The following is a 12,099-nucleotide window of genomic DNA, read 5'->3' as shown; positions in this document are numbered from 1 at the left end:
AGTCCGACAGGCTGCTAGAAGATTGTAACTACTCAGGTACTGCATCTTGTTAAAAATCAATATGTTGCGAGTATTCAAACAACATAATTACGAATGGGATTGCTTTAGAATCAAGTGGTTGCAAGTTTATGCTATTGTTCGCCCGTTTCTAACCAATTGTTCTTACATAACATTTTGACCTGAGTAGTTACAGAAGATTATTTTGATCATGGCGCTATTGGAATACAGTAGCGACATGTTCGTGAAGACCACCACCTCCGGCCCGCGCCAGTACGTCAAGCTCGTCGAGTCCTACCGGGACACCGCCGGGGTGCCGCGGCAGCGGGTCATCCTTACCTTGGGGCGCCTCGAATCCGTGCGTTCCGGCGAGGCGGACTCGCTGCTCAACGGTCTGCTGCGCGCGGCGGGCAAGCCCTCCCTTGAGGAGGGAACCGGCGAGGTCGCGTTTGCACCGGCGTTGTCGGTCGGCGATACCTGGCTGCTGACCGCCTTGTGGAAGGAACTGGGCTTTGCCGATGCCTTTCGCCGGTTGCTGCGCAACCGCCACCCGTTCGACGCCGAACGCCTGTTGCGGGTGAGGGTGTTCAACCGGCTGTGTGATCCGGAATCCAAGCTGGGCATCCTGCGTCGGCTGGAGGGTACGCGCGTTCCCGATGTCAGTGCCGAGTCGGTGAATCACCATCACCTGCTGCGCACGATGGATACGCTGACAGAGGGCGCCGACCGGGTGGACGACGCCTTGGCAGGTCTCCTGCGGCCGTTGATCGATCAGGAATTGGCGATCGTCTTCTACGACCTGACGACGATCCGTGCCGAAGGGGGAGCGATGAATCCAAGGACTTGCGGCACTTCGGCCGTGCCAAGGAGGGTGGGACGATACGCCAGGGGATGCTCGGGGTGGTCCAGACGGCGGAAGGTCTGCCGATTCATCACGAGGTCTTTGCCGGTCACACCGGCGAGACGACGACACTGGTGCCGACGATCGAGAAAGTGCTGGCGCGCTATCCGATCAGGCGTGTGGTGCTGGTCGCTGATCGCGGCCTGCTCAGTCTGGACCATCTCGACGCCATCCGGGCGCTACGGGTTCGCGATCAGCCGCTGGAGTTCATTCTGGCTGTCCCGGCTCGGCGCTACGGGGATTTTGATAGCCTGCTCGCCCCTTTCCACGAGAAGAGTTGCCAGTCGGCAACGAAAGAGGTATTCGGTGAGATGAAGTGGCAGGGGTTTCGTCTGATCGTCGCCCATCACCCGGATAGGGCCAGCGAGCAGGGTCGCGTACGCGATGAGCGCATCGCGGCGCTGGAGGCCGATGCCGCTCAATGGGCGGAGAAGCTCGACGCTCAGGACGCTGGCCGGACCCCTCCGGGCAGGAAGCTCTCGGATCCCGGCACGACGGCCCGCTTCTACAAGGCGGTCGCTGATGCGCATCTGGCGAACATCATCCAGGTCGATCTTGCCTCAGAGGTGTTCAGCTACGCGATCGACGAGCGTGCGCTGGAGCGCGCACGGCTGATCGATGGCAAACTCATCCTCGTTTCCAATGTCCCGGGGTCTCCCCCAGCCGAGATCGTGGCGCGCTACAAGGCGCTGGCCGACATCGAACGGGGATTCCGGGTTCTGAAGTCCGAGATCGAAATCGCACCGGTCTTCCATCGCCTGCCCGACCGCATCCGGGCGCATGCCTTGATCTGCTTCCTGGCGCTGCTGCTCTACCGGGTGCTGCGCCTGCGCCTGAAGGCCAAGGCCAGCCCCATTTCCCCGGAACGCGCCCTGGAGATCGCTCGCCGGATCCAGTACCACCAGATCACGCTGCACCAACGCCAGTCCGCCTCCGGCTTGTCCGCCATGACTCCTCAACAGAAGGAGCTATTCCAGACCATCGCCCTGCCCGAGCCCTCCGCCAGACGCCTGTAGTGCCAATTCCGCACCCACGAATTGCGAACAAACAATGACTTAGCCGTATTTCTGTCGAACTCGGGAGTGCGGCCAGGATTATCGCGCAGTATGGCAGCCACTCGACACAGCGCTGATAGATCGGTAGCGAATCTGATGGAACAGGACCACCAGCGTCATCAACTCCGGCACAGACAGGCTGCCTGTCCTCGACCAAGGCAGCGGCCATCGCTCAGCAGTCGGGCGTTGAATCCCGGTTCGAACGCTTTGTAAAAGTCGTCCATCCGGCAGTAAGTCTCGGTATGATCGTCCATGATGAGGCCTCCGTGTACGTGCTCGATCAGGCCGCGCACTCGAACGGCCAAGACAGCATTTGCTCTTATCCGTTTCACATCATTAACGCTAATTTTTTGCTTCGTTATTTCGAGCTGACGTTAGTCTTCCCTTTGACCCTTCTTTGCATCGCTACCACCATCGTGGCAGCCAACTTGGGGTGGCCCGCAAACCAGATGCGCCGCAGATTGGTTCCGCTGCTTCTGAGAACGCGTGTGCAACACGCGGGCCGGGCAGCGCTGAGCGTACGGCAAAGGGAAGCCCGTTGCTCGGCAGACCCGTGCGCGCTGTGGTAAGGCGGCAGGAGGGAAGGCTCTTGAACCCGTCTGTGGGGATCGCCACCGTTACTCTCCATCCGGCCATCGACCACAGCGTACTGATTCGAGGTTTCGCCAGCGGACGCCTGAACCGCGTGCTTTCGGAGCAATGCGACCCCGGTGGCAAGGGGGTGAACGTCGCCTCCTTTCTTGCCGACCTGCGTCTTCGCGTCACCGCCACTGGTCTGCTGGGTCGGGAAAACGCCGGGGTCTTCGAGCAGCTCTTTGCAGAGAGGGGCATCACCGATGCGTTCGTGCGCATCCCAGGGAAGACGCGGGTCAATATCAAGATCCTCGACGAGACGGCGGCGGAGGGTACCGAGATCAATTTTCCCGGCCCTGCCGCTTCTGCAGATTGCCTCGCAGCGCTGACGCGGGCGATTGACGCGCTGCTCCCCGATCACGACTGCTTTATCCTCTCCGGCAGCGTTCCCGCTGGCGTCCCTGCCGCTTTCTGCCCGGACCTGATCCGTCGGCTCAAGGTGGCAGGCAAGCGCGTTCTCCTCGACAGCAGCGGCGACGCGCTTCGCCACGGCATCGCCGCCGGACCCTGGGCGATCAAGCCCAACCTCGCGGAACTCGAAGAACTGGTAGGCGAGCCGCTGCGTGACGAGCCGACGGTGATCCGCGCAGCACGCGCGCTGCTGGCTGCCGGCCTGGGCTGCGTGGTGGTGTCGATGGGGCAGAAAGGCGCGCTGTTCGTCACCGCTGAGGAATGCCTGCAGGCCACCCCTGCCGAGGTGCCGGTGCACAGCACGGTCGGCGCCGGTGATGCCCTGGTGGCGGGCTTTGTCGCCGGCAGCCTGCGCGGCTGGAGCCTGACGGACTGCGCGCGCCTGGCGACCGCCAGCGCCCTCGGCGCGCTGACGCAACCTGTCCGGCGATTACCGCCAACGCCGGCTATCGAGTCGCTGTTGGCAAAGGTTTCGGTACGCCCGGTCCTCGAACCGGCAGGCCGCTGGCTGCTGTCGGTGAGCAGCGAGACGAAGCGCCTCTGCGTGCTCCCGCGCGTAGGCGAAGAGTAACGACCTCTCGGCGACGACGGCTTCCGCGCGTTGTCGAAGCGGCTGAGCAACAACCGCGGGGCTTCCAGGTGTGCTGCGCTGACGACACTTTGGTCTCTACAGATCCATGCACGGAGTCGCCCAATGGCCACGCACAAGCCAATCGCCGTTCTTCTAGTCTATCCCACGGACCTCGCAGCGTCCCCGCAGCGGCCGACACCCGAGATCTTCCGGGATCTCTACCTCAACGATCCGCTGTCGCTCCATGCCTTCTGGCGACAGGTGCCTGATGGGGCAATCGATCTCTGGGGGGCACAGGTTTTCGGTTGGCGCTCGCACGGACTGACCCGCATGCAGTTTCAGGCCCAGAGTCGCGGGGAGAAAATCCGGCGAGTGGTCATGAGCGCGAACCACGTCACCTCGCTCTCGACGCGCTTCGGACGGAGCGGACCCGGCCTGAACACGGTCATGCGCGACATGGCCGGCTGGTTGCAGCCGTTCCGTGTGATGGATGCTCATGCGCTCCAACTCGGCAAGGCAGTGATCTACGACGCCCATGAGCCCGACCCATCCCGCCCGCACGTGATGCGCCTGGACGAGTACTACTTCGAGTTCACGATGAACTCCGGGTGGTCAGGATCACGCACGGATAAGCGCGCCGCAGATACGTCAACCCAGCTCCAGGGCAATGCCATGGGCAAGTTTCGATGGCAGGGTCTCTTTGGGCATGTTGCCGCTTCCTTCATGAAGTCGCGCCAATCTGTTGCCGCCAACCGGCGGTGTACCGCGCTCTGCAGGCTCAGAACTGAACCGACAGCATCGAGCCAAATCCGATGTCAGGACTGGACTGACTGGCGCCTCCGTAAACGTAGGTCTGGATCTTCCATTGGCGGGAGAGCCGATGCGCAAGGTAGAGCGTCAGCTCGCGTTGGCCGGGCTGGGAAGGCTGCACCGACTGCCGGAAATCCACGATGGCGCCCAGCGAGGTGTCCTCGTTCAGGCGGTGATCGGCAGCGAGCGAAGCCTGTCCGACGTTGCGATAATCCGTGCCACTGGGTCGGCCGGTCCATTGGTAGCCCACTCCGAGCATCCAGCTAGTCCGGTCCCAGGTGCGGATTGCCTGGAGGCGCAACGCCAAATCGCTCTTCCCGGTTCCCAGACCACGGTCGCTGTCTGCAGTCGGCAGTTTGATTCTTCCGCCGACGTCGAGTGCGAACCCGCTCTGCGCATCGTAGAAGGCAGCATAGTTCATGCTGACGACGACGTCACCGAAACCAGCCTCGCGATGGCGTTGCGTGCCTGCCGCCGGAACGATTTCCAGCGAGTCACCGCCTCCGACTAGGGTCCCAGGCCCGTGCAGGACGAGATACGGTAGTGTCACTTGCCAGACATACGGCCCTCGTTCAAAACGGCCCTGTATGACGGTAGCGGCGACTTCGATTGGGCTGTCACCACCGTACTTGCCCCGGTTGTAGTCGAATCCGGTGGAAAGCTGCAAGCCGTCCGCAGCGGGCAAGGGCGTTGCGGCGAACAGCAGCGCGAGAGCGCACGCACCGTGGTACGTGGTGTGGCAGTGACGCAGCACCCTGATCGCTGCGCCGCACGGGTGGTCCGCTTGGGGTCGCACCGGTCCGTTCCCGGCGGCCATCCCACGGCACGCCGGATTGGCCAGGAGAGCCGTCTCCTGCTCAAACCGCGACGCTGCTCTCTCGCCCATGTTTCGTCGATTCCTCAGAGGTCTTCGATCGCTTGCACGTGCGCGATATGACTCGTTTGCATGCTCTCAGCGCCGTGGCCGCGGCAAGTCGGGACGCCACACCTCCGGGCGGGACTCAGGGCGGATGTTCTCGGGCCGGACGATCTCCGGGCGCGGAAGCGTGGGCCGCTGGACGTCGGGGCGAGCCCCCTCCGGGCGGAGCAAATCAGGCGGCCCTGGTGGAGGCCGCTGTGCTTCGAGGCGCTCGGCCGGGTTTGTTGGGAGCTGGGGGACTTCACTTGCACTTGGCGCTCCGCCGCTCGCCGCGGGCCTGATCCCTTCCAGCTGCTGCGTGGACAGGACATCGGCACCGCCTTCCTGAACCGTTTCGCCGCGGCTTCGTCCGGACGTCCAAGCATTGCCGCGCAGGTTGCGCCGCGCAGCCGGGTCGTCGGTGGCAACCGGACGTTCGACCCGCCAGGATTCTGCCAACAGGCGGTCGTCGCTGCCGAAGCGCGCCGAGACCTGGACGCGGCTGCCGGCAACCGGGAGTTCGCCGCCATCGGCAGCGGGAAGCGCGATGCGCGTACCGTCTATGTCGATTTGCGTGCCATGATGATGTCGAAGCAGGCCTTGAATCTGCAGTCGATCGACGTCCGCTGCAAACGAGGTGCGCGGATTCGGGTGCACTTTCTGTGCCTCGAGCAGGGTATCGGTGCGCAAGACTCCTTGTACCAACACTTCTTCGCCGACGCGCACACGGTTCGACAAACCACTCCCCGGTGGAAGGTGAACGGTGAGCTGGCCGATGCGCAGACTCTGCCCGTCGAGGCTGGCGACGGGGCCGATCAGGCTGGCGGGGGCATCGCCTGGCGCGCGCGCAATACGCAAGGCGACGATCGATCCGTCCGACAAGCGGTTCCCGCTGACCGACAGGTGATCGCCGAGCGCGATTCCTGCTTGCGCGTCGCCTGCCAGACGCACGTTCTGGCCAAGAACGACGAGCGTGCCGGCAGCCGGATCGAGCTGCTGCACCGGGCCCTGCACGGCGTGGAGAACCGAAATCTCGGTGGCATGGTAGCCCCCGGCGCGCAACACCGCCCGTAACGAAATGCTCTGACCGAGAGCCAGGACGCTGGTGGAAGACGGCGTACCATCGACGCGTGTCGGCGTACTGTCCTCGTAGTGGACCTCCCAGCCATTGACACAGATGCTCGCAAAGCCGGCGACGACGCCAACGAGGCCGATGCTGTCGCCGTGTCCCGTACTGACGCCGGTGCCGCCAATGCCTTCCTCGCCGTCGTCATTCGACGGGCGTGCCAGCACCGTCGTCCGCTGCGCACCGTTCTCGCTGCGCAAGCCGGTGCCACCGAGGCCGACCTCGTCGTCATCGCCGCTGACGCGCGGTGCCGCCGCAGCGACAGGTGCCGGCAGTACGCCGGAGACAGCGAGTTCGACGATTGGAGCGGGCAACCAACGCTGGTCGGCACAGGGATTCGCCTGCGCGGGCACGGCCATGACCGCTGCCAGCAAGGCGGAAAACACGGTGCCGGCAAGCCGTCCGGACCGGTGCATGTCAGCGCTCCTCCTCGACTGCGGCGATCTCGCAGGCCTGCGCCTCGCTGAAGAAGTAGACGCCAAAGGTCATTCTGCGCCGTTCTCCCTCCACCGCTGCTGCCTGCCGCAGCTCGCGGGCACGCTGTCCCAGCGCCTGCAGGGTATCCATGCCCAAACGCTCGGCAGTCGCCGCCAGCTCATCGACGGCAGCGGGGCTCAGACCGCCGGCAAATACGCTGCGCTCGAGGAAGGGCGGCTTTCCGTCCAGGACGTTATGCGTCGCCGCCGCCAGATGGTCATGCGCGTTGCGTCCCAGGAAGTAGAGTTTCTCTTCAAAGCCATGCTCGGGAACGAAGGCAGGCGTGCGCAGGCAGACGCAATCGGCGGCGTCGATCGAAACCAGGCCCAGGCGCAGCCATTCGTCGAGTACTGCACGCGCCCGGATGTCCTTCGATTCCTCACCGACCAGCCGCTCGAACGAGGGCGAGCCATCGGGCTGGGGCAGTCGCGGCAGCAGGCGAGGCAATCCGGCTTCGTCGAGGTACGCCGGATCCCGGCTCCAGCGCGTGACCAGGCGTATACCCAGCGACACATTGGCCGGTGGCGAGGTCGCCACTGCGCGCGACTCACCGAGCAATCGTCGGACATCCTTGCGGTGCACGCCGGTGAGCAGGCTGATCCGGCTGTCGGTCTGGCGCTTTCCGGAAAGCGGGAAGTCTTGCACGGCCACCTCGATGAACAACGATTTCAAGAGCTGGATCAGGTAGGGATAGGTGATGTGCCTGGCGAGCAGCAAGCGCACGATCGGGCGCAGGAGCCGCCGCAGCGCCTGCACCAGCGCCGGGCTGACGTCGAGTCCCTCGGTGGGAGGGGCCTGCTCTTCGGGATGCTCTTCCATGGAGCCCAAAGTATGACACAAAGCAGGTTGACTTGACATGGGAAAATTTCCCACGTAAAGTGCCGGCGTTGGGTGGGAATTTTTCCCGCATGAATTTGGACGATGTACTCCACGGAGTGCGGTACTTGTTGTGGCTCCCACCCGTCACTTTCGTTGCCGCCGAGAGACCGTCGGCGGCCTGTCCCGCCGGACCTTTCCGGCTTTACGCTGTCTCCCTAACCAACTCAGGAGTCACCATGCCAAGACCTCAGCCCTTCTCAGCCCCGAGAGACCCCAGCGCCAGCGGCATCACGCCGGCCGAGACCGACAGACCGTCGCCGGGCAACCGGGAGCACCCGCCGTTCTGTGACGACGATCTGCTGTATACCTTCACGTTCAGCAACGACTTGCAAACCGTCGAGGGAATGAGCCGCGTCACCGACTCGACGACGCAAGTGCTTGACCTTACCGGCTCGATCTTCGAGACCATCGTCGGAATCAATGACCTGGGAGTACAGGCAGTACTTTCCGTCGAGCAGACGAGAACCGCCACCCGCTCTTCGGATGTGCGCATCTACTCGGATAGCGACGGCGATGGAAAGTATGTCGAGGATTTCGACCTGCACGTGGCGACGACCGCCACACCACGTCTGCCGCAGCACCAGTTCACCTTCGCCGATGACGGCAGCGTGCTGACCGATCAAAGACTGCACCACGGACAGTGGAGTAGCGAGACCATCGACAGCACCGAGGAGGTATATCAGCACCTGACACTGGACGGTGAGACCTACGTCGTGAAAACTGTCCAGGACAGCGATGGCGATTACCACTTCGAAATCTTGCGCGACGACAACGGCGATGGCATCTGGACAGGGATTGCGCGCGGCGAGAGCAGCGGGGTGTATGTCGACACCGCGGCCGATCGCCTGAACCTGGTCGGCGTTCAGGAATACCTCAGCGCGGCCGATTCGATCGTGGGTTGAGGTGGCGGCGAGGGAAGGACGCATCATGCGCGGGCACAAGCGCACGCAGCAAGTGGATGACGCGAGCCGGTTCGGCATCAGCGCCGTCCTTTGCGACATGTCCGCAGAGCGGCACGGGTGCGTTTGCCCGACGTTGCATTTCGACGTTCTCGCGAACGCCAGCTATGCCGCCGACGATCCTCGCTCCCGAATCGTTTCCTCCTCTCGCCTGCCCTCCCCCTCCCACAAGCGGGCGAGGAGAGCAAACGGTTCCCCCGCGCCGATGCGCAAGCTGCGCGCGTGGGAACCCGTCTTGCTAATCGGGAGCAGATGCCCGCCTCTTCGGGCAAGAATACCGTTTACTTCTGGAGTTTGAAGATGAGCCCTCAGTCAGGCATTAGCACAGCACGCGCTCAACAGGCACAAGGTCTTCTGCGCGGCATGGCGGATCCGGCGACATCCGGGTTGGCCATCGAAGCCGGCACCACAGAGGCCATCGCCGCCAAAAGCAGCGTGGCCGTAGTGATTGGCGCAGAAAACAGTGGTGATAATGGGTGGTCGCCGTCATTCGGAGCACAGGATTGCCGATTCGTTGCCGGCTCATTCGGGTACTCCCTGTACAATCCGGCCGATCCGGCATTCGACAGCTCTCATGATATATCCATCCAGCGGGCAGGCACGATCCTGGCCGGGTACACGCTTGCCTCACGTCCGGATCTCTCCCGCAGTGGGTCGTCCGCGTCAGCGGCGCTGCCAAGTCTGCCCGATGGAGTGAGGGTCTCAGCGGACAAGCAGACCGTGGTGATTCTCGATACGGGTGTCAGCTCGGCGATCGACAATCTGATTTACCAGTACGATTTCTACGCGCACGACAGCAGCGCGGCGACGACGGAAACCCACGGTTCGATCGTTGCTTCCCAGGTTCTTGCCGCCGACAGCGAAGCCAACATCGTGATGCTCAAGGTAGCTGCCGACGGCTCGGGCACGATCAGCCTGGCAGCTGCGGACGCAGCACTCGATTGGGTCGCCAAGTATGCGCAGCAGTTGAACATCGCGGCGGTCAACCTGAGCTTCGGGGCAAGTTCGGTCGTCAGCCGGGAAACGGTCACCAGCCTGTCCGACGAGTTCGAAACGCTCAGCAACCTCGACGTCGCGGTCGTCGTCGCCGCAGGAAATTCGGGAGCTCGCAGCGGAGTCAGCGCGCTGGCTTCCGATAGCAACGTGATTTGCGTATCGGCTTCGGATGGCGAGGGCACCTTTGCCAGCTTCTCCAATCGCGACGCCGATCTGACCGATCTCGTGGCCGATGGTATGGACATTGCCTATATGGGGAGCGTCGTCTCCGGCACCAGCTTCAGCGCGCCACTCGTCGCCGGGGCCATTGCCGAAGTGAAGAGCGAATTCTACGCAAGCTATGGCCACGAACTCAGTAGTAATGAGGCGTTGCACTTGCTCCAGGCGACTGGCGATGCATTGAACCGCACCGGCGAGGTCGCCGGCACGAGCGCCAGCGCGGGTAGTGGCTACGTCGAACTTGATCTGACCGGAGCGCTTGGCGCCGTGTACGACCTAGCAGCCCTCGCGGCCCTGGGCATCGTCGTCTGATGCCCTGCGCAACGGGTCAGCAGGGATCGTCTGGCCAGCGCCGCTACGCGCGGTGTGGCCTTTGACGCGCGGGCACATCGTGGATTCTTGCTGCAGGTATTCGGCGCGATGGCTCGTTTAACATCGCCTACGGAGAGCGGGCGACGGCACCATCACGGGGCTCTTCACCGTCCGCCGCAAATGTCGGCGTTGGCGTGACGGGGAGGCAGTCAGGCATGGTGATTACTTACATATATATCATAAAAACTAGCCCGGCCTCACAGCCGCTCAACAAATGTTCAACCCTCCGGGTGACGGTCGGGGTGACGTTGGTTGTTGCGCAAGGCCGGCAGGGCGAACTTGCGCAACACTGAGAAATTCCGTGAGCCGTGGTCTTTGTTTATCTGGAAGAGGTCTTCGTGGACAAAGCCGATTGCAAGTTTTATTTTGAGGCACCCCCCATCACCTTGGGCGACAACTCAGGACATTTGAGTAATCAATCTCCGTGGCAACCGCATCGATTTGTTTCCGGGTGCAAGGATTTCTGCGTGATAATGAATAAATTCCTACAACCTTGGGTAGCGGATCGTGAACTCGAAAACCTTGTCGCTGGATGGAGAGAAAGCGACCCTTCTGATTGTTGACGACACACCGGAAAATCTCACGATTTTGGGTGAACTCCTGCAATCAACCTATCGGGTCCGGGCGGCGAACTCGGGGCAAAGCGCCCTACGGATCGCAGCCTCGGATCCGAAACCGGACCTGATTCTGCTCGATGTCATGATGCCGGACATGGACGGCTACGTCGTTTTCGCCCACCTGCGCGAAGACCCGCGAACGCGCGATATTCCGGTCATTTTCGTGACGGCGCTGGATACGGCCATCAACGAACAATACGGTTTGGAACTCGGGGCTCTCGATTACATCACCAAACCCCTGCGACCTGCCATCGTACTGGCCCGGGTCCATACCCAACTGGAACTGAAACGGGCGCGCGACTGGCTGCGCGATCAGAATACCTTTCTCGAAACCGAGATAGCCCGGCGCATGGCCGAGAACCAGCTGATCCAGGACATCAGCATTCACGCCTTGGCGCGGTTGGCGGAAACGCGCGATCCGGAGACCGGCAACCATCTGCGTCGCACCCAGGAGTACGTGCGGATTCTGGCCATGGGCTTGCGAGGCCATCCGCGCTTTGCTGCCTTCCTGACCGACCACAACATTCAACTCCTGGCCAAGTCGGCACCGCTGCACGACATCGGCAAGGTCGGCATTCCCGACCACATCCTGCTCAAGCCCGGCAAGCTCAGCCCGGAGGAGTGGGTCATCATGAAGACCCACACCAAGCTCGGCAGCGAGGCCATCGAGCAGGCGGAGCGCGATGCCGAACATCCGGTCGAATTTCTGGTGCTGGCAAAGGAAATCGCACATTACCACCACGAGCGATGGGATGGTGGCGGCTATCCCGAAGGACTGGCCGGGGACGCGATTCCCTTCTCGGCTCGTCTGATGGCGCTGGCCGATGTCTTCGACGCGCTGATCACCCGGCGCGTCTACAAGCCGCCCATGCCTCATGCCCAGGCCCGGGCCATCATCCTGGCGGAGCGCGGCCGGCGTTTCGACCCGGATGTGGTGGACTCCTTTCTGGCTTGCGGCGACGAGTTCCGCGCCATCGCCGACCGTTACAGGGACAGCGACGAAGCGCTGAAGGCCAATCTGGCCACGGTTCTGGTCAAGACCACCGACTGAATCGACAGCGTACCGCCAAGATCAAGAGCAAGACCAATATGTGTATTGTGTACAATGACCTACATGGTTTGATGCCGGAAAGCCGATTATTTGTCTTTATGGAAGATATTACTCACATCTTTGCCTG

General features: G+C 62.7%; 7 protein-coding genes and 1 pseudogene. 5 read left to right on the top strand and 3 right to left on the bottom strand.

Annotated elements, in window-relative coordinates; translation table 11 throughout:
* The first annotated feature begins 235 nt into the window (after positions 1-235).
* Together AW06_RS07220 and pfkB are read left to right on the top strand one after the other, a co-directional pair.
* A pseudogene (locus AW06_RS07220) lies at positions 236-1,914 on the top strand (IS1634 family transposase).
* Between the two features lie 628 nt (positions 1,915-2,542).
* Entirely contained in the window at positions 2,543-3,568 is a 1,026-nt protein-coding gene (pfkB, locus tag AW06_RS07210; RefSeq protein ID WP_138678803.1) for a 1-phosphofructokinase, read from the top strand.
* A 778-nt stretch (positions 3,569-4,346) separates the two neighbouring features.
* Here the strand turns inward: pfkB and AW06_RS07200 are convergent.
* The 3 genes from AW06_RS07200 to AW06_RS07190 form a co-directional block, all read right to left on the bottom strand.
* Entirely contained in the window at positions 4,347-5,174 is an 828-nt protein-coding gene (locus AW06_RS07200) for a transporter (RefSeq protein WP_171047409.1), read from the bottom strand.
* A gap of 156 nt (positions 5,175-5,330) precedes the next feature.
* Positions 5,331-6,818, bottom strand: coding sequence for a DUF5666 domain-containing protein (locus AW06_RS20080; protein ID WP_273704470.1), 1,488 nt, complete (start codon positions 6,816-6,818; stop codon positions 5,331-5,333).
* Position 6,819: 1 nt separating this feature from the next.
* Positions 6,820-7,698, bottom strand: coding sequence for a DUF6502 family protein (locus tag AW06_RS07190; RefSeq protein ID WP_138678806.1), 879 nt, complete (start codon positions 7,696-7,698; stop codon positions 6,820-6,822).
* 236 nt (positions 7,699-7,934) lie between these two features.
* On the opposite strand from AW06_RS07190, the gene AW06_RS07185 reads away from it, so the two are divergent.
* The 3 genes from AW06_RS07185 to AW06_RS07175 all read left to right on the top strand — a co-directional run bounded on the left by AW06_RS07185 (position 7,935) and on the right by AW06_RS07175 (position 11,972).
* Positions 7,935-8,660 (top strand): hypothetical protein, encoded by a 726-nt coding sequence (locus AW06_RS07185; protein WP_034947860.1) that lies wholly within the window; start codon positions 7,935-7,937, stop codon positions 8,658-8,660.
* Between the two features lie 357 nt (positions 8,661-9,017).
* Entirely contained in the window at positions 9,018-10,244 is a 1,227-nt protein-coding gene (locus AW06_RS07180; protein ID WP_034947857.1) for a S8 family serine peptidase, read from the top strand.
* 567 nt (positions 10,245-10,811) lie between these two features.
* Entirely contained in the window at positions 10,812-11,972 is a 1,161-nt protein-coding gene (locus AW06_RS07175) for a two-component system response regulator (protein ID WP_246149011.1), read from the top strand.
* Positions 11,973-12,099 lie beyond the last annotated feature (127 nt).

It is taken from the genome of Candidatus Accumulibacter cognatus (assembly GCF_000584975.1).
GTDB classification, from domain to species: domain Bacteria; phylum Pseudomonadota; class Gammaproteobacteria; order Burkholderiales; family Rhodocyclaceae; genus Accumulibacter; species Accumulibacter cognatus.
Note: the sequence above shows the minus strand (reverse complement) of the source record. Positions and strands in the feature narration are given on the sequence as shown.